This window comes from Acinetobacter sp. 197, from assembly GCF_048148385.1.
Taxonomy (GTDB): Bacteria; Pseudomonadota; Gammaproteobacteria; order Pseudomonadales; family Moraxellaceae; genus Acinetobacter; species Acinetobacter pecorum.
Genome location: NZ_JAYWZK010000007.1, coordinates 31,249 through 55,551 on the forward strand (window position 1 = coordinate 31,249; position 24,303 = coordinate 55,551).

Annotated in this window: 25 protein-coding genes; 14 read left to right on the plus strand and 11 right to left on the minus strand. The window is 42.9% G+C overall.

Translation table 11 applies throughout. The annotated features are described in order from the left end of the window. Positions 1-12: 12 nt before the first annotated feature. The 4 genes from lepB to VXQ11_RS08420 all read right to left on the minus strand — a co-directional run bounded on the left by lepB (position 13) and on the right by VXQ11_RS08420 (position 4,889). Complete coding sequence (gene lepB / locus VXQ11_RS08405; RefSeq protein ID WP_064096208.1) at positions 13-840, minus strand: signal peptidase I; 828 nt, start codon at positions 838-840, stop codon at positions 13-15. A gap of 20 nt (positions 841-860) precedes the next feature. Continuing rightward, on the minus strand, positions 861-2,678 hold the full coding sequence (gene lepA / locus VXQ11_RS08410) for a translation elongation factor 4 (protein ID WP_004279065.1): 1,818 nt from the start codon (positions 2,676-2,678) through the stop codon (positions 861-863). A 252-nt stretch (positions 2,679-2,930) separates the two neighbouring features. Next, a complete protein-coding gene (locus VXQ11_RS08415) occupies positions 2,931-3,383 on the minus strand; it encodes an acyl-CoA thioesterase (protein ID WP_416680840.1) in 453 nt (150 codons plus the stop codon). Positions 3,384-3,503: 120 nt separating this feature from the next. After that, a complete protein-coding gene (locus VXQ11_RS08420; protein WP_416680839.1) occupies positions 3,504-4,889 on the minus strand; it encodes a Do family serine endopeptidase in 1,386 nt (461 codons plus the stop codon). Positions 4,890-5,124: 235 nt separating this feature from the next. Between VXQ11_RS08420 and nadB the strand changes: the two genes are divergently transcribed. Further along, the gene (nadB, locus tag VXQ11_RS08425) at positions 5,125-6,753 is read left to right on the plus strand and encodes an L-aspartate oxidase (RefSeq protein ID WP_416705820.1); all 1,629 of its coding nucleotides are present in this window, start codon (positions 5,125-5,127) and stop codon (positions 6,751-6,753) included. 116 nt (positions 6,754-6,869) lie between these two features. Here nadB and VXQ11_RS08430 read toward each other — a convergent pair whose 3' ends face one another. The 4 genes from VXQ11_RS08430 to pabC all read right to left on the minus strand — a co-directional run bounded on the left by VXQ11_RS08430 (position 6,870) and on the right by pabC (position 9,857). Continuing rightward, positions 6,870-7,286 (minus strand): PaaI family thioesterase, encoded by a 417-nt coding sequence (locus tag VXQ11_RS08430; RefSeq protein ID WP_416680837.1) that lies wholly within the window; start codon positions 7,284-7,286, stop codon positions 6,870-6,872. 96 nt (positions 7,287-7,382) lie between these two features. Next, on the minus strand, positions 7,383-7,982 hold the full coding sequence (tmk, locus tag VXQ11_RS08435; RefSeq protein WP_191730805.1) for a dTMP kinase: 600 nt from the start codon (positions 7,980-7,982) through the stop codon (positions 7,383-7,385). 2 nt (positions 7,983-7,984) lie between these two features. After that, entirely contained in the window at positions 7,985-9,043 is a 1,059-nt protein-coding gene (mltG, locus tag VXQ11_RS08440; protein WP_064102781.1) for an endolytic transglycosylase MltG, read from the minus strand. A 1-nt stretch (position 9,044) separates the two neighbouring features. Beyond that, a complete protein-coding gene (gene pabC / locus VXQ11_RS08445) occupies positions 9,045-9,857 on the minus strand; it encodes an aminodeoxychorismate lyase (RefSeq protein ID WP_416705821.1) in 813 nt (270 codons plus the stop codon). Between the two features lie 159 nt (positions 9,858-10,016). Here pabC and VXQ11_RS08450 point away from each other — a divergent pair, with 159 nt between their 5' ends. From VXQ11_RS08450 to VXQ11_RS08480, 7 genes are all read left to right on the plus strand, one after another. Beyond that, positions 10,017-11,024: a sulfate ABC transporter substrate-binding protein gene (locus tag VXQ11_RS08450; RefSeq protein WP_064096216.1), complete on the plus strand. Its 1,008-nt coding sequence runs from the start codon at positions 10,017-10,019 to the stop codon at positions 11,022-11,024. 175 nt (positions 11,025-11,199) lie between these two features. Next, entirely contained in the window at positions 11,200-12,213 is a 1,014-nt protein-coding gene (locus VXQ11_RS08455; protein WP_416705822.1) for a sulfate ABC transporter substrate-binding protein, read from the plus strand. A gap of 29 nt (positions 12,214-12,242) precedes the next feature. Then, positions 12,243-12,848 carry an RBBP9/YdeN family alpha/beta hydrolase gene (locus VXQ11_RS08460; RefSeq protein WP_064102785.1) on the plus strand — a complete coding sequence of 202 codons (606 nt, stop codon included), beginning with the start codon at positions 12,243-12,245 and terminating at the stop codon, positions 12,846-12,848. 85 nt (positions 12,849-12,933) lie between these two features. Beyond that, on the plus strand, positions 12,934-13,767 hold the full coding sequence (gene cysT / locus VXQ11_RS08465) for a sulfate ABC transporter permease subunit CysT (RefSeq protein WP_416680834.1): 834 nt from the start codon (positions 12,934-12,936) through the stop codon (positions 13,765-13,767). Further along, the gene (gene cysW, locus VXQ11_RS08470) at positions 13,764-14,657 is read left to right on the plus strand and encodes a sulfate ABC transporter permease subunit CysW (RefSeq protein ID WP_416705823.1); all 894 of its coding nucleotides are present in this window, start codon (positions 13,764-13,766) and stop codon (positions 14,655-14,657) included. The genes cysT and cysW overlap by 4 nt, the downstream gene beginning before the upstream one ends. A gap of 11 nt (positions 14,658-14,668) precedes the next feature. Further along, a complete protein-coding gene (locus VXQ11_RS08475) occupies positions 14,669-15,730 on the plus strand; it encodes a sulfate/molybdate ABC transporter ATP-binding protein (protein WP_064102786.1) in 1,062 nt (353 codons plus the stop codon). Positions 15,731-15,784: 54 nt separating this feature from the next. Further along, positions 15,785-16,708: a CysB family HTH-type transcriptional regulator gene (locus VXQ11_RS08480; protein ID WP_064102787.1), complete on the plus strand. Its 924-nt coding sequence runs from the start codon at positions 15,785-15,787 to the stop codon at positions 16,706-16,708. A 463-nt stretch (positions 16,709-17,171) separates the two neighbouring features. On the opposite strand, the gene carO is transcribed toward VXQ11_RS08480, so the two are convergent. Continuing rightward, complete coding sequence (carO, locus tag VXQ11_RS08485; RefSeq protein ID WP_416705824.1) at positions 17,172-17,915, minus strand: ornithine uptake porin CarO; 744 nt, start codon at positions 17,913-17,915, stop codon at positions 17,172-17,174. A 320-nt stretch (positions 17,916-18,235) separates the two neighbouring features. Between carO and dapD the strand changes: the two genes are divergently transcribed. The 5 genes from dapD (at position 18,236) to VXQ11_RS08510 (ending at position 21,577) form a co-directional block, all read left to right on the plus strand. Beyond that, positions 18,236-19,057, plus strand: a complete 822-nt coding sequence (gene dapD, locus VXQ11_RS08490; protein ID WP_064096223.1) for a 2,3,4,5-tetrahydropyridine-2,6-dicarboxylate N-succinyltransferase — start codon at positions 18,236-18,238, stop codon at positions 19,055-19,057. Between the two features lie 131 nt (positions 19,058-19,188). Next, a complete protein-coding gene (gene queE, locus VXQ11_RS08495) occupies positions 19,189-19,899 on the plus strand; it encodes a 7-carboxy-7-deazaguanine synthase QueE (RefSeq protein WP_064102788.1) in 711 nt (236 codons plus the stop codon). A gap of 33 nt (positions 19,900-19,932) precedes the next feature. Beyond that, positions 19,933-20,601, plus strand: coding sequence for a 7-cyano-7-deazaguanine synthase QueC (gene queC / locus VXQ11_RS08500; protein WP_064102789.1), 669 nt, complete (start codon positions 19,933-19,935; stop codon positions 20,599-20,601). 16 nt (positions 20,602-20,617) lie between these two features. Further along, positions 20,618-21,031 carry a hypothetical protein gene (locus tag VXQ11_RS08505; protein WP_064096226.1) on the plus strand — a complete coding sequence of 138 codons (414 nt, stop codon included), beginning with the start codon at positions 20,618-20,620 and terminating at the stop codon, positions 21,029-21,031. 87 nt (positions 21,032-21,118) lie between these two features. Beyond that, positions 21,119-21,577 carry a peroxiredoxin gene (locus VXQ11_RS08510; protein ID WP_416705825.1) on the plus strand — a complete coding sequence of 153 codons (459 nt, stop codon included), beginning with the start codon at positions 21,119-21,121 and terminating at the stop codon, positions 21,575-21,577. A 183-nt stretch (positions 21,578-21,760) separates the two neighbouring features. Here the strand turns inward: VXQ11_RS08510 and VXQ11_RS08515 are convergent, their stop codons facing one another. Both VXQ11_RS08515 and VXQ11_RS08520 read right to left on the minus strand, forming a co-directional pair. Further along, a complete protein-coding gene (locus VXQ11_RS08515; RefSeq protein ID WP_081406365.1) occupies positions 21,761-22,324 on the minus strand; it encodes a YceI family protein in 564 nt (187 codons plus the stop codon). 359 nt (positions 22,325-22,683) lie between these two features. Continuing rightward, positions 22,684-23,289, minus strand: coding sequence for a LysE/ArgO family amino acid transporter (locus VXQ11_RS08520; protein ID WP_416705884.1), 606 nt, complete (start codon positions 23,287-23,289; stop codon positions 22,684-22,686). A gap of 104 nt (positions 23,290-23,393) precedes the next feature. Between VXQ11_RS08520 and VXQ11_RS08525 the strand changes: the two genes are divergently transcribed. Beyond that, entirely contained in the window at positions 23,394-24,302 is a 909-nt protein-coding gene (locus tag VXQ11_RS08525) for a LysR family transcriptional regulator ArgP (RefSeq protein WP_191730802.1), read from the plus strand. Position 24,303 lies beyond the last annotated feature (1 nt).

The window sequence follows — 24,303 nt, forward strand, 5'->3', positions numbered from 1 at the left end:
TGCTTGAAACAATTAATCAATTGTTCCGTTTCGACTAAACGACGGCAATTTAAAGCCAGGTTCTTTATGCATCCAGATATAGAATGCACGACCTGTTAAGTTTTCTTCCGGAACAAGCCCCCAGAAACGACTGTCAGCACTTTGATCGCGATTATCCCCCATCGCGAAGTAGTGACCTTCTGGCACTGTTACTTCCCAATATAAACCATTTTCACCTGAATATTTACCATTTTCCAGATAGTTAATATAAGGTGCCTGACGAGCAACATTAACCCCTTCCAGCTCACGCATGGTAAAAGTATGTTCACCCAGGGTTTCTTTATGATAAATAGCTGTCGGTGTATCTAAACGGTCTTTTTCGCGGCTAAACTCAACTGGAACTTTTGCTACTTTTTTACCATTAATACTCAGCTGACCATGATCATAAACAATATGATCACCTGGCAAGCCGACAATTCGTTTGATATAGCTGATGGAAGGTTGAGGCGGATAACGGAACACCGCGACATCACCACGTTCTGGACTACCAGTATCAATAATTTTGGTATTCACAATAGGCAGTTTGATGCCATAGTCGAACTTGTTCACCAGAATAAAGTCGCCAGTTTCCAGGGTCGGCACCATCGAATCGGATGGAATATTAAAAGGCTCATATAAAAATGAACGCAGGATTAGCACAATGGCAAGTACCGGCCAAAAATCATAAGCCCAAGTGATAATGAAATTCTCGTTACCCTTGCCCCGGGTTTGCCTTTGTTTCAAGACAAACTTGTCTAGCAACCATACTGCGACAAAAAACAGAGTCGCAGGCACAAGAATCAAATTAAAATCAAAATCCATGGGCTTATATCCTTATTATTTTAGCGTTCGACTTTTAATACGGCTAAGAACGCTTCTTGCGGGATTTCTACACTACCCACCTGTTTCATGCGCTTCTTACCTTCTTTCTGTTTAGACAGAAGTTTTTTCTTACGTGACACGTCACCACCATAACATTTCGCCAATACGTTTTTACGCATGGCTTTTACAGTAGAACGGGCAATGATTTGCGCCCCAATTGCCGCCTGAATCGCCACATCAAACATTTGACGTGGAATCAAGTCTTTCATCTTTTCAACCAATGCAATACCACGATGGCGTGCATCGTTACGGTGACAGATCATCGCCAAGGCATCGACTTTTTCACCATTGATCAAGACATCTACTTTGACTAAAGATGAGCTTTCAAAACGGACAAAGTTATAGTCGAGTGAGGCAAAACCACGTGAACATGACTTCAATTTATCAAAGAAGTCCATGACCACTTCGGCCATTGGAATTTCGAAAGTAATGGAAACCTGATTCGCCATAAACTTCATGTCTTTTTGCACACCACGGCGCTCAACACACAATGTCATGACGTTACCTAGGTATTCTTGCGGCACAAGGATATGACATTCAGCAATCGGTTCACGTAAATCTTCAACCGTTGAACCATCCGGCATTTTGGATGGGCTGTCGATATAAATCGTCTGGCCATTCTTCATCACCGCTTCATAAATAACGGTTGGCGCAGAAGAAATCAGGTCAAGATCGTACTCGCGCTCCAGACGTTCCTGTACGATCTCCATGTGCAGCATACCCAAGAAGCCACAACGGAAACCGAAACCCAGTGCATCTGAACTTTCAGGTTCAAAGAACAAGGCCGAGTCATTGATTTGTAGCTTATGCAAAGCTTCACGGAAAGGTTCAAAATCGCTGGCATCAATCGGGAATAGACCAGCATAAACCTGCGGTTTCACCTTTTTGAAGCCCGGCAATGTTGCCACTTCAGGTGTGGTTGCCAAGGTAATCGTATCACCGACTGGCGCACCGAAAATATCTTTAATACCGGCAATCACAAAACCAACTTCACCCGCTTCCAGCATACCTGTTTCAGTATGTTTCGGGTTAAAGATCCCCACAGAAGTAATGATGTGCGTTTGACCTGTTGATTTAATCAACATCTTGTCGCCTTTACGCACACGACCCTGCTTGACGCGTACCAGAGAAACGACACCCAGGTAGTTATCAAACCATGAATCTACAATCAGGGCTTGCAATGGTGCTTCACGATCACCTTCCGGTGCAGGAATTACATTGACCAGTGTTTCAAGCACACCCTCAATACCCAAACCTGTTTTTGCAGAACAGGTCGGGGCTTCTGTAGCTTCAATTCCAATAATATCTTCAATTTCCTGAATCACACGTTCAGGCTCAGCTTGCGGCAAGTCAATCTTGTTCAATACCGGGAGTACTTCCAGACCTTGCTCAATTGCGGTATAGCAGTTGGCAACCGACTGTGCTTCTACGCCCTGCGCAGCATCTACCACCAGCAATGCACCTTCACAGGCAGCGAGCGAGCGTGATACTTCATACGAGAAGTCAACGTGTCCTGGTGTATCAATAAAGTTCAACTGATACTCTTGACCGTTAGGATGAGTATAGTACAAGGTTACCGAAGTGGCTTTAATGGTAATCCCACGTTCGCGCTCAAGCTCCATTGAGTCAAGGACTTGAGCCTGCATTTCACGATCTTGCAAGCCGCCACAAGTTTGAATAAAGCGATCCGCTAGGGTCGATTTACCATGGTCAATGTGCGCAATAATCGAGAAGTTACGAATGTTTTTAATATCAACAGATTTTTTAGCTTGCGCCATGGGTTACCTTGAGAAAAAACGCGCTATGTAATTTAAAAATATTACATAACAAAAGCCGAATAGAAATTGCGAAGGATTATAGCAGAATGGTGATCTAGAAAAAGAATTATATTTTTTCCTTTATCCCTCACCTTATGTACGCCACAGTCAAGCGAAATCTCAATCAACACGACACGTAGAAGATCACTGCCACCTCCATTTACTCCTCAATGCTAGACCGATACCCTGATCAGGCTAGAGAGCTTAATCTTTTCAATCCAGATATAAAGTGGAAAAATCAAAAGGATTTATATGTTCTGAAAGTGGCTGATATGCCTGGGTAAATGTCGGTGACATGCGTTTTGGGCGCCCTGTGGCCATTTCAATACAGGCCCACTGGGTACTGCCGGTAAACAACAGGGTCTGATCCTGGAGCCGATAAAATGCGTATTGTCTAAAGGAATACAGGGCATTAAGATCATTCAGCCAGGTGCGCAGAATAATCTCATCGCCTTCAAAAGCCGCCTTACGGTATTGCACCTGATGCTCAACCGCGACCATGGCATGTTTCAGTTCCACATATTGCTTTAATCCCAAGCCCAGTTTTTCAATATGAGCTGATGCGACATCCTGCATCCATTGCACATAGATCACATTGTTCACATGACCTAATCCATCAATATGTTTGGCTTGAACCTTTAAATCAAGATCAAAAATACCGCTCACTTCGCTGTTATCCTTTCCATGATTTTAAGGTTATAGAGTCTACCGAATTTATCGCTGGGGTAAATTGCAAAAAATAAAAAACCGCTTATACAAGCGGTCTTTCATGAAAATCTAGCAATTTTATGAGATACGCATGCCAACCACAGCAAGCTGACCCTGACGGATCAAGGTCACGCGCGCGATGCTACCCTTTTTCAGTTCAGACACCTCTTGTACAAACTGATTGGAATTCAGTACTTTCTGGTTATTAATTTGCGTGATCACATCATTCGGCATAATTCGTGCCTGTGCCGCAATACCACCTGGTCGTACATCCTGAATCACAACCCCACCTTTAATTTCTAACTGCGCCAGCTCTGCCGGACTAAGATCACGAATTGAAACTCCGATTACTGGCCCTTTGTTCGGCTGAGTCTGCGTGCCTGCTTTTGCTGGCGTATCATCTGGTGCCGCACTTAAAGTCGCTGAAAGACTACGACGTTTATCATCACGTAAAATTTCAAGCTGTACCTGCTGCTGGGGTGCAGTACGGTTCAGATAGTTCAACAATTCACTGGTACGTGAAATTGGGGTACCGTTGTATTTTAAAATGACATCACTGGCACGCAGACCTGCACGTGCAGCCGGTGAATTTGGCGCAACCTGAGTCACCAGAGAACCTTCAGGCTTAGGCAGGTTATAAGACTCAGCCAGATTACGGTCGATATCCTGCAAACTCACCCCCAGATATGAACGCGTCACTTTGCCGTTCTTCTTCAATTGATCCGCAACTTCCATCGCCACATCAATCGGGATCGAGAAGGACAAACCCATATACCCACCGGTTCCACTAAAGATCCGTGAGTTAACACCAACTACTTCACCACGCTGGTTAAACAGAGGGCCACCGGAATTACCTGGGTTTAGAGCTACATCGGTCTGGATAAAAGGGACTGCAGTTTCACCCATCATGTTGCGCATTTTGGCACTGACAATTCCAGCAGAAGCGGAATAATCAAAGCCAAATGGCGAACCAATGGCAAGAACAGGCTCACCAACACGTAAGCGTCCGACATCTCCTGTGCGTAATTCTGGAAAATTCGAGCCATTAACTTTAAGCAAAGCTACGTCAGTTCGTGCATCACTACCGACAACAGTGGCATCAATTTCACGACGGTCATTCAGGGTAATGGTGACTTTGGAAGCATCCTCAACCACATGATGATTGGTCAGCAGATAACCATCCTTGCTGATAAAGAATGCACTGCCATAGCCTGTCTTTTCCTGTGGCATACGCTGCTGCGGAATAATCACCTGATTGCCAAAAAAGCGGCGCAGAATTTCCGGAACTTGTTGTTGTAAGAGCTCTTCTTCGCTCATTTTCTTAACGACATTGACACTAACTACAGCAGGACTAACCTGCTCCACCAGATTTGAAAAATCAACCGGCGTGACCGCCTGCAACTGTGCAGCACTCATGGTGAGGGTCGCTGCAAATAATCCTTTTTTTAAGTCTAGAATTTTCATATAAATTATTCACTCAAATTGTTGATAAATTTATGTAAATAGGTTTTATCACAAACACTGTAAAGTTTAAGTAATAAAATGTTTCAAAACGTCGCTCTGGACAATATCTCATTATCAAAACCCTAAGTTAAGACTTTGATTAATTTTTTTCATCAATAAATGAGCACTTCAATGCTTGCCTTTTGCACAAAAAAGCGCTGTTATTACCAAACTTTTTTAAAATTAGCTGATGGACATGTCTCATTCATCTCTTACCCATCAATTTGACGTCATTATTGTGGGCAGCGGCGGTGCCGGTTTAAGTTTAGCCTTATCGCTCCCAGACCATTTTAATATTGCAGTCTTAGCGAAATCTACCCTAACAGATGCCAGTACCTTTTATGCGCAAGGCGGGGTAGCCGCAGTCCTGGATGAAATGGACTCAATTGAACAGCATATTGATGACACCATGATTGCAGGTGCGCAGCTGTGTGAAATGGAAGCGGTAAAACAGACAGTAGAAGGTGGGAAACCGTCAGTTGATTTTTTGCTGAAACACGGCGTGCAATTTACCCTCGACGAACAGGAACAGTTACATCTTACCCGTGAAGGTGGTCATTCACAGCGCCGAATTATTCATGCTGCCGATGCCACGGGTCGGGCGATTTCCACTACCCTGGTACAACGGGCTCAAGAAAAACAGAATATTAAAATCTTTGAAAATTATATTGCGATTGACCTGATCTGTTCACAAAAGCTGGGGTTAGACGGTAATAATCGTGCTCTGGGTTTATATGCCCTGGATGAACAAACTGAAAAAGTGCATACCTTCTTGGCCCCATTTACCGCCCTAGCCTGTGGCGGTGCCATGAAAGCTTATTTATATACTTCAAATCCGGATATTGCTACGGGTGATGGTATTGCGATGGCTTATCGTGCCGGCTGCCGGGTCGCCAATATGGAATTTAACCAGTTTCATCCGACCTGCCTTTATCATCCGCAAGCACGTTCTTTCCTGATTACTGAAGCAATGCGCGGCGAAGGCGCTTATCTACGCCTGCCTGATGGCGAACGCTTTATGCTGCGTTTTGACGAACGCGCCGAACTCGCACCGCGTGATATTGTGGCACGTGCCATCGACTATGAAATCAAGCGTCTTGGTATTCGGCATGTCTGGCTGGACATTACCCATAAAGATGAAAGCTTTGTCAAAGAACATTTCCCTACCCTGTACGCCCGTTTACTTGAACTAGGGATCGACATTACCAAGGACATGATTCCAGTTGTTCCGGCAGCCCATTACACCTGCGGTGGTGTCGTAGTTGATGAAAACAGTCAGACTGATATTGCCGGACTCTATGCAATTGGGGAAACCTCTTATACCGGTCTACATGGTGCTAACCGTATGGCCAGTAACTCACTTTTAGAATGCTTTGTTTATGGTATGAGTGCGGCTGAACATATCCAAACTCATTTCAATCCTGCCTATACCTTTCCCGCAGTACCAGCTTGGGATGACTCCCAGGTCACTAATCCGGATGAAGATGTGGTGATTCTGCAAAACTGGGACGAGTTACGGCAAACCATGTGGAATTATGTCGGGATTGTACGTACGACGAAGCGTCTGGAACGTGCCTTACATCGTATTGAAATGCTAAAAAAAGAAATCACCGAGTACTACCAGGATTATCAGGTCAGTAAAAACCTGATCGAGCTTCGTAATCTGGTACTGGTTTCCGAGATGATTGTACGCTGTGCCATGCACCGCAAAGAATCTCGTGGTCTGCATTTCACGCTCGATTATCCAGCGCTACTGCCTGAACTACGCAAAACTGTACTCACCCCACCAAATTTTGAAGTAGAAACCCCACTGGTCAATATTTAAATAATCTGGGAAGATATGCTGATCGGCAGCATATCTCCTATTATTTTTAAATTTTTATTTGCTTCAATTTAGCTTAGGCTATTTTATTTATAGCTAGTCTTCTAACTTTCAAATATTTAACGTTTTGGTGGAATTGAATATGTTCCGGTCACATGCGCCACAGGTTCTTCATGATCTATCGAATAAATCCAGACTTCTCCCACAATTAGCGCCTTACCGACCTTGATCAGCTTACATTCTCCGCGTATATCGGTTCCACCTGAAGGCTTACGTAAGAAATTGATATTCAAGTTAGTGGTCACGGCCAAACCGACCAACCCAATTTCACCCAGAATCGCAACATAAAGAGCAAAATCTGCCAAGGTCATCATGGTTGGACCAGAAACGGTGCCGCCTGGACGCAATTCCTCTGATCTCACCTGATACAGCAAAGTAGCTCCACGCGGAGAAATTTCCTCAATCCGGCACTTCTCCAGGCTTTGTGGAAACTCTTGTTGTAAAAATTGTTCTATTTCAGTTTTAGTCGTTCTCATATTATAAAAAATCTTCTATATTCATCTTAATATAGAAGATTTTTCACGAATCACCCTAGAGAAAACTCAAATAAAAAAAGTATTTTAAGACTCAGCTTATTTTAGATAACTTAAGGCCTGCTCAAATACCTGTTCAGGGGTTTGGGTCGCATCCAGACGTTTGATGCGTTCTGGATAACGTTGCCACAAGCTTTCATAACCTGCCCTCACTTTCTCAAAGAAAGTGACTTTCTCCTGTTCAAAACGATCCAGTGCCCCACGTTCACGTGCACGGTTCATTCCCAGCTCAATAGGGGCTTCTAACCAGAAGGTAATGTCTGGCATACGTGCAACAAAGTGGGTATTCAGTACCTGCAACTTGGTTTCACTCAGGCCCCTACCCGCGCATTGATAGGCAAAGCTGGCATCGCTAAAACGGTCACATAGCACAATCTTTCCGGCTTCTAATGCAGGCAGAATCACTTGTGCCAGATGCTGTGCACGTGCTGCATACATCAACAGCAACTCGGTATCATGTGCCATGGTTTCTTCATGATTCACTGTCAGCAATAGCGAACGAATCTGCTCGGCCATTAGTGTTCCCCCCGGTTCGCGAGTGAGAATAACGTCCTTGCCCTGTGCAATAAAATCTGCATAGATCGAACGAATGAGCGTAGTTTTACCCACACCTTCTGTGCCTTCAAAGCTAATAAACATACTCATTCCTTACTTTTCGAACGTAAAATCGTCAGATATTCCTGCACTGCTTTATTGTGATCATTCAGATTGGTGGTGAATTTATGTCCACCATCGCCGGTCGCTACAAAGTACAGATTCTCAGAATTATCCGGATGCATGGCTGCTTCAATGGCTTTCTTGCTTGGCAAGGCAATTGGTGTTGGCGGCAAACCTGAAATGGTATAGGTATTATACGGCGTCGGTGTGCGTAAATCCTTGCGGGTAATATTACCGTTATAGCTGTCACCCATTCCGTAAATTACCGTTGGATCAGTCTGTAAACGCATACCGTTTTTTAAACGCCGTATAAACACCCCGGAAACCTGTTCCAGCTCACGGTCAATACTGGTCTCTTTTTCAATAATTGATGCCATAATCAGCGCGTCATATTTATTCTGATACGGTAGATCAGCCGCGCGTTTTGCCCACGCTTCATCCAGTATTTTCATCTGTCGCTGATACAGATTGGTCAGAATCTTGCGGTCTGTTTCACCTTTGGCAAAGAAGTAAGTATCCGGTGCAAACAACCCTTCGGGATGTGAATACGTAATATTGAGTTCTTTCAGTAATTGCGCAGTAGGCAGATGCAGCACTTCCTTGGTAACCAGATCATTTTTTTTCAGGATATCGACCAGCTGTTTAAATGTTGTGCCTTCAATCACCAGAATCCGGCTCATCTGGGCATTGTCTGCATTGGAAATCATTTCTAATACCTGACGAATACTCATGCCTTGACGTACTTCATACACGCCCGCTTTCATGGTGTCATGAATCATGATGCGCTGATACAGTTTAAGGATGATCGGAAAACTCACCTGATCTTCTTTGGCCAGGCGATCAATGAAACCGGAATAGGTTTGACCAGATTCAATCGCGAGCAGCTGTTTTTTTCCTTCAACAGGATAATCTTTCCACAAACTGCTCTTTAGGATTAACCCCAAGATCAAAGCAATACCAATCAGTACTAAGACAATTCCTTTGAAAGATGAGGAAGATCTCACCTTATTGTTCTTTTTGGCTTTAGGTTTGGAAGCTGACATATTAAGACATCTGGTTTAATCGAAGACGGTTAAAAAGTTCAATACAAGCATTGCCATCCAAGGCGCGCTGCTCAAATTGTGTGACAATTTTCATCGGGCTGAGTGCATTGCAGAAAAACAGACTCCGAATATGGGAAATTTCATCCATACCCATATATCGTTGTTCACAGACAATACCCTGATCTTGCATACGTTGTAGAATTTCTGCACGCATGACACCGAAGACGCCATTATAACGGAGTTCCGGCGTAATCCATGTATTCTTTATAAGAATGAAACAATTACTGCTCACCCCTTCGACAATGCCACCTTGTACATCTGTCACTATTGCCTCAGGCCAGCCGCGTTGATCTGCTTCCTGTTTCAGTAAAACCTGCTCCAGGCGGTTCAGGGTTTTCAGTCCAACCAGACTGGGCATGGTCAATCCCACTGCCCGCTGCAATACGCCACTTTGAATCTGTTCAAACCTAAAATCCTGTATGTCTTGAGGATAATAAAACAGCCAGAGATCTGCTGGATGATCCGGCAAACTATAACCGCGCTGACCCACTCCACGACTGAGCACAATCTTTAATGTCCCGTTCAGCTTACCCTCTGATTCCCCGAGAAGCTGTAAACTTTCCGTGATCAGATCGAGATTGGCATTCAGGCTTAAGCTCTGATTGCTGTTTTGCAAACGTGTCAAATGACGATCATACAATTCAATCCGGTTATGTCGAATCCGGGCCGTAGTAAAACAACCATCACCATAATGAAAGCCACGATCCAGCACCTCTATATGACTGACACGTTGGGCATTTTTTAAATACAGCATATTTTTACGGTCTCTAAAATATAAATTGGGCAGTAATATCCAGGCTTCACCTATATATCTCTTTTACTCACATCCAATTCTTTTTTAATTATTTTTTATGCAAAAAAACTCAAGCTATTCTTGCCTCATCTAACAAAAGCTAAAAAACTTGAGGCAAAAATGAGCATTCGTAAATTAAAAATTGGGGTATTGGCAGCACTGGTATCAGCAAGCGCTTTTAGTGTCTCTGCAAAAGATTTCCTAAACGTTTCATATGACCCGACTCGTGAATTATATGATAATTTCAATAAGGAATTCAGCGCATACTGGAAAAAAACCACCGGTCAGGATATTAACTATAAACAGTCACATGGTGGTTCAGGCAAACAGGCACGTGCCGTGATTGACGGACTGGATGCCGATGTTGTGACATTGGCACTGGCAGCAGATATTGATGAAATTGCAGAACGAGGTTTGCTGCCTAAAGACTGGCAAAAGAAATTCCCGCAGAATTCGACACCCTATACTTCAACTATCGTTTTCCTTGTACATAAAGGCAATCCAAAAGGGATCAAAGACTGGGGAGATCTGGTTAAACCGGGCGTAGACATTATTACCCCGAACCCAAAAACTTCAGGTGGTGCACGCTGGAATTATCTGGCTGCCTGGGCGTGGGCCAAACATCAAAAAGGTGGCAATGATGCCAAAGCACAAGACTTTGTTCGTCAAATCTATAAACAAACCAAAGTACTGGATTCTGGAGCACGCGGTGCCACAACGACTTTTGCTGAACGTGGGATTGGGGATGTATTACTGGCCTGGGAAAACGAAGCGCATTTAGCTGTCCGTGAACAACCGGGTAAATTTGAGATTATTACCCCTTCTCTGTCTATTCTGGCTGAACCACCGGTGGCGATTGTAGAAAAAAATGCCAAAAAAGACGGTAATGAAAACCTCGCCAAAGCCTATTTAAATTACCTCTATTCACCTGCTGGGCAAACTGTGGCGGCGAAAAACTTTTACCGTCCACGTAATGCGAATGTCCTGAAGCAGCACAATAATGTATTCAAGCCATTGAAGCTGGTAACCATTGATAAAGAGTTTGGTGGCTGGACCAAAGTTCAGAAACAGCATTTTGACAATGGCGGTGTGTTTGACCAGATTGTCAAAGCCAATCACGCAAAATAATACTTTAAATGCAGTTCATTATGGCCTTTATTCATAAGGCCATTCTTATTTCACACACTTAAGAGCTTATTTATCTCTTTTTTTCATATAAAATTCATTTTTAATTATTTTTTATGCATAAAGAATAAGTTTATTCTGCGCTTATGTTACAGAACATATCAGAGATTCAGTCCAGATGAGCATTTCAAACACATTAAAACTTGGGGTTTTAGCAGCTGTTATCTCGGCAACCTCATTTGGTGCAGCAGCACGTGATTTTCTCAATGTATCCTATGATCCGACCCGTGAACTGTATGAAGATGTAAATAAGAATTTTGGCAAATATTGGGAAAGCCGTACCGGTCAAAAAATCAATTTTAAGCAATCGCATGGCGGTTCAGGCAAACAGGCTCGCGCGGTAATTGATGGACTGGATGCAGATGTCGTGACATTAGCTCTGGCCGCTGATATTGATGTACTGGAAGCGAAAGCCAAACTGTTACCTGCAGACTGGCAAAAGAATTTACCCAATAACTCGACACCCTATACTTCAACCATCGTTTTCCTGGTGCGCAAAAACAATCCCAAAGGGATTAAAGACTGGGGAGATCTGGTTAAACCCAGTGTAGCGATCATTACGCCAAACCCGAAAACATCAGGCGGTGCGCGCTGGAATTATCTGGCTGCATGGGCTTGGGCCAAGCATCAGGCAGGTGGAAACGATAAAACTGCGCAAGAATTTGTCCGTAAAATCTATAAAAATACCAAAGTGCTGGATTCTGGAGCGCGTGGCTCAACCACGACTTTTGCTGAACGCGGGATTGGGGATGTTTTACTGGCCTGGGAAAATGAGGCGCATCTTGCCCTTCGTGAACAGCCGGGCAAGTTTGAAATTGTAACCCCATCACTGTCGATTCTGGCTGAGCCGCCGGTTGCGATTGTAGAAAAAAATGCTGCTAAAAAAGGCAACAAATACCTGGCTCAGGGTTATTTAAACTTCCTGTATTCCCCCCTTGGTCAGGAAATTTCAGCACGTAACTTCTATCGTCCACGTAATGCCAAAGTTCTGACCAAATACAGCCAGGTATTTAAGCCATTAAAACTTGTCACCATTGATCAGGAATTTGGTGGCTGGGATAAAGTCCAGAAAACACATTTTGAAAATGGTGGCGTGTTTGATCAAATTGTAAAGGCAAACAGCGCGAAGTAATTCACAGCTGATCTCTGAGGAGCATTGATATGACCCATACGCTTATTGTTCCAGGTGTCGGTGGTAGCGAATACAATCACTGGCAAACATGGTTACAACAACGGCTAACTCGATGCTCTCGTGTGCAACAAAAGGATTGGAATCATCCGGTTTTGCAGAAATGGATCATTGAATTTGTCAATATGCTGCAAGCTATTCCAGAGGACGTGCAGATTGTGGCGCACAGCTTTGGCTGTCTGACCAGTGTAGCTGCCCTTGCCCAACATCCGGAACTCAATGCAAAAGTAAAAAATCTGCTATTGGTGGCGCCGGCTAATCCGGCACGCTTTGGGGAAAATGGTTTTGCGCTTGATAGTCAAACAGACTACAGCGCCTATTTTCAACAGCTCAAGCTTCAAGTACCTACCAAATTATTAATCAGTGAAAATGATCCATGGTTAAGCTTTGAAGATGCGCACTTACTGGCCCAGGCCTGGAAAATCAAACCGGTTAATCTGGGTGCAGTCGGTCATGTCAATGTCGCTTCAGGTTTCGGTCCTTTTCCTGAAATTGAACAATATTTAATTTCAGAAAACGCTATGCCATATATCAGCAAAGTTGATGATAGCAAGTATTATTTTAAATTTGCATTTTAGTCGCTGCAAACTATGCTTGTGCCAAATTTATTTTCTAATTTCGCTGGTTATTTTTAACCAGCATTCTCTCTTTTGAGGAGTAATCATGTCGCAGCGATCCCGAGTGCTGCCAGGATTTGGTCTTTCTCTAGGCTTTACCCTAGCGTATTTGTCATTAATCGTTCTGATCCCCCTGTCTGCTGTTTTTATTAAATCACTAGGCATTGGCTGGGAAGGCTTATGGGAGATCCTGAGCTCTGAACGTATCCAAAAATCACTGCAACTCAGTTTCAGCGCAGCGATTTTTGCCGCACTGGTAAATGTAGTATTTGGCCTGTTACTGGCCTGGTGTCTGGTACGTTACAGCTTTCCGGGCAAGCGTCTTGTCGATGCTTTGGTAGATTTGCCATTTGCCTTACCCACCGCGGTTGCGGGTATTGCCCTGACCTCTTTATATGCACCGACCGGCTGGATTGGTCAATATCTAGAACCGCTGGGCATCAAAGTCGCCTATACCCCGATTGGTATTACATTAGCGCTGATCTTTATTGGTCTGCCTTTTGTGGTGCGTACCGTCCAACCGGTACTGAGTGATCTGGAAACCGAACTGGAAGAAGCAGCTTCTGCACTGGGTGCCAACCGTTTTCAGATTATCACCAAAGTGATTTTTCCAATCCTTCTGCCTGCGCTGATCACTGGCTTCGCTTTGGCCTTCGCCCGCGGTGTTGGTGAATATGGCTCCGTGATATTTATTGCTGGTAACCAGCCTTTTGAAACGGAAATTGCCCCCTTAATGATTATTTCTCGCCTGGAAGAATATGACTATGCAGGTGCAACCACCATTGCAGTAGTGATGTTGCTGATTTCTTTTGTCTTGCTGTTTCTGATTAACTTACTGCAAGCCTGGGCAAGCCGCCGTACCGGGAGAACTGCACGATGAGTTTAAATACCAACAGCAATGCGCTGGCTGAAAAGCTGCAATCCCGTGATGCAACCCGCGAGCCAACCTGGGTCCGTTATACCCTGATTACCATTGCACTGATTTTCTTTTTGAGCTGCCTGATTCTGCCGCTGATTCTGGTTTTTGTAGAAGCTTTTAAACAGGGAATAGGCGTTTATACCCAGGCTCTGGTACATCCGGATACCTTGTCGGCGGTAAAACTTACCCTGTTGACTGCTGCAATCGCAGTACCACTCAATGTCGTATTTGGTATTGCTGCTGCATGGTCAGTGGCCAAGTTTAATTTCCGTGGCAAGTCATTCCTCACCACCTTGATTGATATGCCTTTCTCGGTTTCCCCCGTAATTGCCGGGTTAATGCTGGTACTGATTTTTGGTACCCAAGGCTGGATGGGTTCCTGGCTGATGGACAATGACATCAAGATCCTGTACGCGGTGCCTGCGATTGTTCTGGCAACCGTCTTCATTACCGTACCTTTTGTTGCTCGTGAGCTGATTCCGTTAATGGAAGCACAAGGTACTGAAGAAGAAGAAGCGGCAATTGTACTCGGTGCTTCCGGCTGGCAGACTTTCTGGAAAGTGACCTTGCCAAACATCAAGTGGGGCCTGATCTACGGTGTAATTCTATGTAATGCACGTGCTATGGGTGAGTTTGGTGCAGTATCGGTGGTATCCGGTCATATCCGTGGCGAAACCAATACCTTGCCGCTCCACGTCGAGATTCTCTATAACGAATATACTTTCAGTGCTGCGTTTGCCGTGTCTTCACTTCTGGCTCTCCTCGCAATTGTAACCTTGGTTCTAAAAACCTGGGTAGAACTGCGCCAGGAAAAACAAGACAAACGTAATGATGATTTAACAGTTTCTTAAGGAATGCCCACATGAGTATTCAAGTTAAAAATATTGAAAAACACTTTGGTGCATTCCATGCACTGAAAAACATTTCACTAGATTTCCCGGATGGTCAGTTAGTGGCTCTACTGGGTCCATCAGGCTGTGGTAAAACCACCCTGCTACGTATTATTGCTGGTCTGGAATCGGCAGATGGCGGTCAGGTCATTCTTGAGGGCGAAGATGCTACCAATGTGCATGTACGGGAGCGTGAAGTCGGCTTCGTATTCCAGCACTATGCCCTGTTCCGCCATATGACGGTATTTGACAATATTGCCTTTGGCCTGCGTGTGCGCCCACGTAAAACCCGTCCATCAGAAGCGGAAATTAAAAAACGTGTGACACGTTTACTCGACTTGGTTCAGCTCGGTTTCCTGGCCGATCGTTATCCAGCCCAGCTTTCTGGGGGTCAGCGTCAACGTATTGCACTGGCACGTGCCCTGGCAGTTGAACCACGTGTATTATTACTGGATGAACCTTTCGGTGCACTGGATGCCAAAGTCCGTAAAGAGCTGCGTCGCTGGTTACGTACCCTGCATGATGAACTGCATATTACTTCGATCTTTGTAACTCATGATCAGGAAGAAGCACTTGAAGTTGCGGATCAGATCGTAGTGATGAACAAAGGTGATGTGGAGCAAATCGGTTCACCACGTGAAGTCTATGAAACACCGAAAACGCCATTTGTATTTGACTTTTTGGGTCAGGCAAATCGTTTTGAAGGTCAGAATCATGGCGGCCTCATCCAGCTTGGTGAAGACCGCATCCAGTTTGAGGGTGCAAAAAATGCTGCTCAAGGCGAAGTTATTTTATTCGCACGTCCAGATGACTTACGCATTCATGCACAGCCACATGACAATGCAATTCAGGCCACCTTTATTCGTGAATTGTGGATTGCTGGCAAAGTGGTTGCAGAACTGAATGATCGACAAGGCAACCTGATTGAAATTTTACTGACACCTGATGAAGCGAGAGCGCATCAATTCCGCCCAAATCAAACCGTGTGGTTAAGTGCAGTTAACTTGCATTTATTTGAAAACCAGGTCGCTTAAGATCAAAAGATGGGGTTTTAAAATACCCCATCCTCTTAAAGGGTAAAGAAAATCATGAATTTTCAACAATTAAGAATTATACGAGAAACAGTTAGACAGAACTTTAACTTAACTGAAGCTTCAGCTGCACTTTATACCTCACAGTCTGGGGTAAGTAAGCACATTAAAGATCTGGAAGATGAACTCGGGGTGCAGCTCTTTATCCGTAAGGGTAAACGTTTGTTAGGCTTAACCGAGCCAGGTCAGGCACTTTTAGGGATTGTGGAACGCATGCTGGTTGATGCTGACAATATCAAACGTCTGGCTGATGATTTTAACAAAGTCGATGAAGGCACCTTGACCATAGCGACCACGCATACGCAGGCACGTTATGTGCTGCCGCCGATTGTCAGTCAGTTTAAAAAAGAATTCCCCAAAGTTCACCTGATTTTACAACAGGCAAGCCCGGTTGAAATCACGGAAATGCTGCTGCAAGGTCAGGCGGATATCGGTATTGCAACTGAAGCACTCACCACTGAAGATAATCTGGCCAGTGTGCCTTACTATAACTGGCAGCACAGTATTATTACCCCACAGAATCATCCTCTGACCCAGAAAGAAAAAGTCACTATCGAAGACTTGGCAAATTATCCGATCATTACCTACCATGGTGGTTTTACCGGTCGCTCTAAGATTGACACCGCTTTTGAAGAGGCCGGTTTTGATGTAGATATTGTGATGTCTGCTCTTGATGCTGATGTGATCAAGACCTATGTAGAAATGAATATGGGCGTCGGCATCGTTAACGATGTGGCTTATGACCCTGAGCGTGATTACCGTTTAAGACAGATTAAAACTGATATTTTCGGAGTAAATACCACCTGGATTGCAGTACGTAAAGGTCATTTACTGCGTGGTTATGGCTACGAGTTTATTTCACTCTGCTCGCCAGATGCGGATATTAAAGCTCTGAAAAAAGTGGCTTATCCAGACGAATAGAGTGCATGATTTTCAGTTTTTGATCAAAGAGGCTAAGCGGCCTCTTTATTATTATATAGATATGCATTGAAAATATTAATTTTGAAAAATTCATTACACCTGAAGTTCTCTTTGCTTGGGTTGAACCTGAAATCAGCTGTCAGGTATAACAATTCGTACAAACCTTTGTTATAAAATTCTGGAACGGGAACTCCGAGGGCAACATTCAATCCAGATACCAGTTCAAATATTAGAGTGGTACCTCTCTAACAGATGTAAGTAACTTAGGATGTAGTAACAGGCCAATCTAATAAAAAATTTTAAAGCTTGCGTTTATACCACATAGGCCTATTACACGGCTTATAGATTTATAAACTGCTTTTTATGAGAGTGTCCTAGACTTAAAACCAGTTTAAGATTTTATAAATACTTTTAAAAATGCATAAAAAAACGAGCCGAAGCTCGTTTTTTTTAAGATCAAATCTTAGAAGCGGAAGCTTACACCGAGTTTCGCTACCGGGAACCATTCATACTTGTTATCTTCGCGAATTTTGTCCTCTTCATCTCTAATAGCCTCAGCTAAAGTACGACCATCATCTCCTGGTGGTACAGCAAGTAGAGCTTCTGGATTAGCTCTTAAGTTTACTTCTGGGTTACCATTGTAATAGGCGCCAATTTCCCCAAAAATACCCCAACGGTTGGTAATAGCTGGTGAGAAACCAATCCCTACATAAGGAGCGATACTATTCTTATATGATACATCGCCTTTAATACGAACATCTGCACCACTTGGATTACTAAAACGAGAACCATCTACTGTAAATGAGGCATTTGTACCCGGACGGCGTTCTAAGCCATAATCATTATCTGTATATCCTACCCCAGCTGCCATATAGAACCAGTTTGCCCAAGGACGGATTTCAGCATTCAAGTAAGTCAGGTTGTTATCCAGATCCAAGTCATACTTCGTTCCATTGATAGATAAATCATCAGACCAGGAAATATCACCACCGTTATAACCTAAAGTGACGCCTACATATGGGTTAGCACTCCAGGAAATTGCACCACCGTAACCGGTAGTACCTACTTCAGCACGAACAGAAGCTGGTTTAAAGAAAGAAAATTCAGTAACGCCCTCATCTGTTACGATAATTTCATCTGCGGCCATAGCAGAACTAGCGGCTATAGCTAAAATAGATACTGCTAAAATATTATTTAAAGGTTTCATTATTTCTCTCCTCAAAAGAACTTATTTTTGATCATTAGTTATTCGTGATAGGCTCAATATAAAGGACTTAAAAAATATTTTTTATTCACATTTTGCTAATCTTTTGTTATTTTTTGATACAAATTAATTTTTCTTGTTTAGAAGCAAGCGTTTTCTAACACTTCTCCTACACTTTAATTTTATGGAAAATAATAATTATCACTTTAATAATTTTACCTCTTCTATAGTTTTGGTTATTTTTCACCTATTTTTGGTGCTTTCAACTATTTTTCCTGCAATATAGTGTAAAATCTAGAAAATTTTTTTCTGGAAGGAAGATCATGTCGCAGCTTTCAACAATCATTGAACAGGCGTTTGAAGACCGTGCAAATTTTACAGCTGCAGATTGCTCTGCTGAAATTCGTCAAGCAGTTGAGGAAGTAATTGCTGGTCTAGACAATGGTACTTTACGTGTTGCTGAAAAAATCGATGGTGAATGGGTTGTTCATCAATGGATTAAAAAAGCAGTATTGTTATCATTTAAATTAAACGACAACAAACCAATGGAAGCTTGTGATCTTCGTTTCTATGACAAAGTAGATACTAAATTCTCAGGCTGGTCTGAAGAACAATTCAAGGCAGCGGGTGTACGTGTTGTACCGCCTGCAGTAGCACGTAAGGGTTCTTTCCAGGCTAAAGGTGTGATCTTGATGCCTTCTTATGTCAACATTGGTGCTTATGTCGATGAAGGCACAATGGTAGATACCTGGGCAACTGTCGGTTCATGTGCGCAAATTGGTAAAAATGTACACTTGTCAGGTGGTGTGGGCATTGGTGGTGTTCTTGAGCCACTTCAAGCAAATCCAACCATTATTGAAGATAACTGCTTTATCGGTGCACGCTCTGAAATCGTGGAAGGCGTAATCGTGGAAGAAGGCTCGGTAATTTCAATGGGTGTATTCATTGGCCAGTCGACCAAGATTTATGACCGCGCAACTGGCGAAATCCATTATGGTCGCGTACCAGCAGGTTCGGTTGTTGTTGCGGGTAGCCTTCCATCTAAATGTGGTACTTACAGCCTGTATGCTGCCATTATCGTGAAAAAAGTTGATGCACAAACTCGTTCTAAAACAAGCTTGAACGATCTATTACGCGAAGACTAAGATGTCTTAACTTAGAGGACACATTTGTGTTCCTCGGAGCTTCAACCGCTCCTCGTCTCTACGATTAGTAATAATCGTAGGGATTTTTATTTTTATACCCGGTTATTTATTTTTCATTGGTTAATTTTGTTATGAATACGCTTCGATCTTCTGCAATCCCAGTTTCTGATCCGTCTGCGGGTTTACGCATTACGGAGATTTTCTATTCATTACAAGGTGAAGCCAATGCCGCAGGACTGCCAACGGTATTTATCCGTTTAACCGGTTGTCCACTACGTTGTAGCTACTGTGACACCACCTATTCCTTTGAAGGTGGCGAGCGTCAGTCTCTGGAAGATATTATCCAGACTACGCTTGATTTTAAAACACCTTATGTCTGTGTGACTGGTGGCGAACCTCTGGCACAGCCCAATGCCCTGCCCCTGATGCAGCGACTGGCAGATTTAGGATGTCAGGTTTCACTTGAAACCAGTGGGGCTTTAGATGTGTCCAAGGTGGATTCACGTGTTTCCAAAGTCCTCGACTTAAAAACACCCACTTCAGGTGAAGTTGCACGAAATTTGCTTGCTAATCTCGATCATTTAACTGCACATGATCAAATCAAGTTTGTCATTTGCAATCGTGAGGATTATGAATGGTCAAAGCAGCAGCTTGAACAGTATCAACTTCAAGAGAAAGTCAGTACAGTTTGGTTTTCGCCTGCATTTGCGGTAGAAAAAGGTGCAGTTCATTTACCACAATTGGCACGTGACTTAGCTCAATGGATTTTAGAAGACCATCTCCCTGTTCGTTTCCAGTTACAACTGCACAAGTTGTTATGGAATGATGAAACTGGTCGTTAATTTTTTGTAAAGTATTATTTGGAGAATCAGCTTATGCGCCCTCGCGCCATTGTCCTGTTATCTGGCGGTTTAGACTCAACCACATGTCTGGCTTGGGCACAGGCACGCTATGAATGTATCGCACTCAGTTTTCGCTATGGTCAACGTTCAACCACCGAGCTGGATGCAGCAAAAGCGTTAACTGAACGTGCGGGTGTAGAACATCGAGTGATCAATATTGATCTGGGTAATCTGGGTGGCTCAGCCCTTACCGATCATAGTATTGAGGTACCTGATCACGAACAGGCCGGCATTCCGATTACTTACGTTCCTGCACGTAATACCATCTTCTTGTCTTATGCTCTAGCTGCGGCAGAAGTCTTCAAAGCTGAAGCAATTGTGATCGGAATTAATGCGGTCGATTACTCCGGTTATCCGGATTGCCGTCCGGAATTTATCGAGGCATTTGCCAACATGGCTCGTCTTGCAACCAAGGTTGGTGTAGAGGGCCAAGCTCTCAAGTTTGAAACACCTTTGTTACATTTATCCAAAGCAAATATTATTCGCTTAGGTATGGAACATGGCGTAGACTACAGTCAAACGGTGTCATGCTATCAAGCAGATGACCAAGGACGTGCCTGTGGTAAATGTGACAGTTGTCGTTTACGTAAACAGGGTTTTGCGGACGCAGGTGTTGAAGACCCGACACGTTATATACCGTAATAACAAGGTAGAGTTTATGAAGAATTTAAAATCAGGCATTGTACTTTCAGCAATTGTTTCAGCTGCTGCGATGTTCACCACTACAGCTCAAGCAGCTGATGACAAATTACAACAAGCTTATAAAAGCACCAATGTGAAAGCTGCATTGATCAATGTTTGTAAAGATGAAACTGGCAAAAGCAAGAAATTAACTTCTGCTGAAGTCAGTAAATATTGTACTTGTGCGGTTGAAGCAGATGGTAAATTAACCAATGCGCAAAAATGGGAAATTCAAAGTACCATTAACCAGAAAAAAAGCCCAGGTAGTTTAGCTTTTGTACAAAAGCAGAATAAAGATCTTCAAGCGTGTTTTGGTCCACAGTTAACCGGTAAACTGAAAACTTTGACTGAAGAAGCAATGAAATCAGCTCAAGCGGCACCAAAGAAATAAGATCCAATTTTTCTTATTCTTTAATGAAATAAGCCACTATAATGTGGCTTATTTTTTTGAAAAAATTTAAATAAAACAGGAGTTTTTATGTCTGAAATTAGTTTAATTGATCAGAATTTTCCTGCGACCACAGGCGAGATCAATTTAACCAAGCTAGATACAGAATGGCTAGTCATCTACTTTTATCCTAAAGATTCTACGCCGGGCTGCACCACTCAGGCAGTTGGCTTTTCCTGTTTAAAAGACCAGTTCGAGGCTTTAAATACTACAGTTCTCGGGGTATCCCGTGATTCGGTGAAAGCCCATCAGAATTTTACTGAAAAGCAGAATCTCAGCATTAACCTGATCAGTGATAAAGAAGAAGTGTTGTGTCATCACTTTGATGTAATCAAAGAAAAGAATATGTATGGTAAACAGGTGATGGGAGTTGAACGTTCAACTTTTATTTTCCATAACGGCCAACTGGTCAAAGAATACCGTAAGGTCAAGGCAGCTGGCCATGCAGAACAAGTTCTGGAAGACTTGAAAGCCTTACAAGTGGCCTGATTACCTGCTAAGACCTAGGCATAAAAGCTCGAATATTCGAGCTTTTTTAATGGTTTTATATAGCAGCATATATTTTATATTTACCTGATAAAGATTTAAATCTGAAAATGATAAGCACGCAGCATTCTAAAAATTTTATGATGCAGGATCATCAGGCATGATGACATATAAGTGAATACTTTCTTAATTGACTTCACATTGACCTGAAAGATGAAGATTCACTTTGTCTCCTATACCTGCAATTCCCTTTTTCATACCAAAATCACTGCGATTAATCACGGCAGATGCCTGAACATCCAACAAATTGGCATCCGACATACTCGGCTTAAAAGTTGTCTCAAAAATCACGGGCTTGGTTACACCACGCAAGGTTAAATGTCCTAATACCTTGTATTTGCCATTGCCTAGGTCTTTAAACTGAATACTTTTAAAAATTACAGTCTTGTATTTTGCTACATAAAACAGGTCTTCGCCCAAAATCATATTTTTAAATACAGGTTTACTAAAACTTAAACTTTCTACATCCATGACCAGATGGGTTGAGGCGTTTTGCGGTGCATTGGCATCAAACTGCATCGTGGATTGAACCTGATTAAACTTGGCTTTAACCATAGTAAGTCCCATGGACTTGATCTCAAACCCTACATCGCTTTTGGGGGTTAGGGTCCATGATCTTGCAAAAGACTGACTGATTAAAGCTAGACAGATCGCCAAGCTAAGAAGCCCGGTTTTTATTATTGTTTTCAATTTTAAATCCACCTTGTTTAATTTCTTATTAATCGGATTTAAGTCAACGGCTTAATCTGAAATTAAATTTTCTTGTTGTGTATTCCCACATGGTTCCGTTATTTTTATATCAGTTTTTTGAAGTTTTTGTAAAATCATTCATGACTAATGGACAGAATAATCGTCCTGATTTCTTTCTTCAGGAGTCGTGTCTGTCCAACAGAGAACTGTTTTGATCTTACAACTTTATGTTCTAGCCACTTTTTATATAACAAAGAATTTGCTGTTTCCAGCTGAATAAAATATTAAAAATCATTGATAAATATCTTAAATAATACGCTGGCTTCATTCTGAAACAGTTTCTCAAGGTTATAAGTAAATCAAATGCTGACTATTAATGACAAGGCGATCGCCCACATGGTACAGGCAATAATAGCATCCAGAATTTTCCATGCTTTTGGATGTTGAAACCACGGCGTCAATATTTTTGCGCCATATCCCAAACAAAAAAAGAAAAACCAAGAAGCAAGGACTGCGCCTAGCGTAAACCATTCTTTCCCCAGACTGTATTTGGTTGAAATAGATCCGATCAGGATTACGGTGTCTAAATAAACATGCGGATTCAGCCAGGTAAAAGCCAAACAGATCATCAGCACCTGTACAAAATGCTCTGTTGCCTGATCACTCAATGCCAATACCTCTGTAGATTTAAATGCACTAATCGCATGTTGCAAACCATAATAAAACAGAAATCCTGCACCAATATATTTAGAAAACATAACAATATGCGGGTAATGCTCGATGACACGCGCGAATCCAAAGACACCCAGCAAAATTAAAATAGAATCAGATAAAGCACAAATTACACAGACCCAGAACACATGCTGCTGTTTTAAACCTTGTTTTAGAACAAAGGCATTTTGTGCACCAATACTCACAATCAGGCTCATTCCTACAGCAAAGCCACTCACCATATAACTGAACATCATCTTCCCCCTTTTTTAAAGAAAGGCATTATTCAATAAAATCGGCAAGATTAATTAAAACTAAGTTAATATCAGATTAACTAAATATTATTTAGATAAGAAAGATGCTGAATGCGAAACAATGTGATGCTTTTTATGCAGTTGCAAAAACCGGAAGTTTTGATCTTGCAGCGGAGCAGTTAAACATTACTGCCTCAGCAGTTACTCTTCGTGTTCAAAGTCTGGAAAAACAATTGGGACATCTGCTGTTGGTCAGAGATCGGCCTTGCCGCGTGACTCAATCCGGGCAAACTTTATTGCATTATTTACAGCATCAACGCTTGCTAGAACAGAATCTAATGCAGGATCTGGGGGGACAGCTGCAACAAGAAGGTTTCTATTGTCTGAATATTGCCACCAATGCTGATTCGCTCGCGACCTGGCTGTTACCGACCTTACAAGACCAGCTGATCCGGCATAAAATTGTGTTGCATTTTCAGGTAGATGACCAATCACAGACTCATCATCTGTTAGAAGCAGGCCTTGTCAATGCCTGTTTGAGTACGGAAGCCAAGGCAATGAAAGGTTGCCGGGCCGAATTGATCGGAGAGATGCAATACCGTCTCGTTGCCACCCCTGAATTTTCCCGAAACTGGTTTCATCAAGGCGTACATCGGAATACGCTACGTCTTGCTCCTGCTATTCTTTTTAATGAAAAAGACCAGTTGCATACCCAGTTTATCCAGCAAGAGTTTGGCCTGAATCCTGCTCAATACCCTCACTTTTTCATCCCATCGACCCATGCATTTTTTGATGCAATTGTGATGGGACTGGGCTATGGCTGGTTACCGGACTATCAGGTCCGAGATTTGCTGGCATCAGGTCAACTGCTTGAGCTTTCAAGGGAATTACGCATCGAAGTCCCCCTGTATTGGCATCACTGGAAAGAACAGTCTCCTGCCCTGGAGATCTTAGGTGAATGTTTAAGGCAGCATGCTCAAGCTGCCATGAATCAACCGGTACTGAACTTGTAGT

What these genes read in the sequence shown, in the direction of transcription:
- queE (WP_064102788.1), top strand. Translation starts at nt 19,189, where the DNA reads ATGAATACGCTTCGATCTTCTGCAATCCCAGTTTCTGATCCGTCTGCG.
- VXQ11_RS08420 (WP_416680839.1), bottom strand. Translation starts at nt 4,889, where the DNA reads ATGAAAATTCTAGACTTAAAAAAAGGATTATTTGCAGCGACCCTCACC.
- dapD (WP_064096223.1), top strand. Translation starts at nt 18,236, where the DNA reads ATGTCGCAGCTTTCAACAATCATTGAACAGGCGTTTGAAGACCGTGCA.
- mltG (WP_064102781.1), bottom strand. Translation starts at nt 9,043, where the DNA reads ATGTCAGCTTCCAAACCTAAAGCCAAAAAGAACAATAAGGTGAGATCT.
- cysW (WP_416705823.1), top strand. Translation starts at nt 13,764, where the DNA reads ATGAGTTTAAATACCAACAGCAATGCGCTGGCTGAAAAGCTGCAATCC.
- VXQ11_RS08475 (WP_064102786.1), top strand. Translation starts at nt 14,669, where the DNA reads ATGAGTATTCAAGTTAAAAATATTGAAAAACACTTTGGTGCATTCCAT.
- queC (WP_064102789.1), top strand. Translation starts at nt 19,933, where the DNA reads ATGCGCCCTCGCGCCATTGTCCTGTTATCTGGCGGTTTAGACTCAACC.
- VXQ11_RS08455 (WP_416705822.1), top strand. Translation starts at nt 11,200, where the DNA reads ATGAGCATTTCAAACACATTAAAACTTGGGGTTTTAGCAGCTGTTATC.
- lepB (WP_064096208.1), bottom strand. Translation starts at nt 840, where the DNA reads ATGGATTTTGATTTTAATTTGATTCTTGTGCCTGCGACTCTGTTTTTT.
- VXQ11_RS08480 (WP_064102787.1), top strand. Translation starts at nt 15,785, where the DNA reads ATGAATTTTCAACAATTAAGAATTATACGAGAAACAGTTAGACAGAAC.
- VXQ11_RS08520 (WP_416705884.1), bottom strand. Translation starts at nt 23,289, where the DNA reads ATGTTCAGTTATATGGTGAGTGGCTTTGCTGTAGGAATGAGCCTGATT.
- pabC (WP_416705821.1), bottom strand. Translation starts at nt 9,857, where the DNA reads ATGCTGTATTTAAAAAATGCCCAACGTGTCAGTCATATAGAGGTGCTG.
- VXQ11_RS08525 (WP_191730802.1), top strand. Translation starts at nt 23,394, where the DNA reads ATGCTGAATGCGAAACAATGTGATGCTTTTTATGCAGTTGCAAAAACC.
- VXQ11_RS08460 (WP_064102785.1), top strand. Translation starts at nt 12,243, where the DNA reads ATGACCCATACGCTTATTGTTCCAGGTGTCGGTGGTAGCGAATACAAT.
- VXQ11_RS08505 (WP_064096226.1), top strand. Translation starts at nt 20,618, where the DNA reads ATGAAGAATTTAAAATCAGGCATTGTACTTTCAGCAATTGTTTCAGCT.
- tmk (WP_191730805.1), bottom strand. Translation starts at nt 7,982, where the DNA reads ATGTTTATTAGCTTTGAAGGCACAGAAGGTGTGGGTAAAACTACGCTC.
- nadB (WP_416705820.1), top strand. Translation starts at nt 5,125, where the DNA reads ATGTCTCATTCATCTCTTACCCATCAATTTGACGTCATTATTGTGGGC.
- cysT (WP_416680834.1), top strand. Translation starts at nt 12,934, where the DNA reads ATGTCGCAGCGATCCCGAGTGCTGCCAGGATTTGGTCTTTCTCTAGGC.
- VXQ11_RS08430 (WP_416680837.1), bottom strand. Translation starts at nt 7,286, where the DNA reads ATGAGAACGACTAAAACTGAAATAGAACAATTTTTACAACAAGAGTTT.
- lepA (WP_004279065.1), bottom strand. Translation starts at nt 2,678, where the DNA reads ATGGCGCAAGCTAAAAAATCTGTTGATATTAAAAACATTCGTAACTTC.
- VXQ11_RS08450 (WP_064096216.1), top strand. Translation starts at nt 10,017, where the DNA reads ATGAGCATTCGTAAATTAAAAATTGGGGTATTGGCAGCACTGGTATCA.
- carO (WP_416705824.1), bottom strand. Translation starts at nt 17,915, where the DNA reads ATGAAACCTTTAAATAATATTTTAGCAGTATCTATTTTAGCTATAGCC.
- VXQ11_RS08510 (WP_416705825.1), top strand. Translation starts at nt 21,119, where the DNA reads ATGTCTGAAATTAGTTTAATTGATCAGAATTTTCCTGCGACCACAGGC.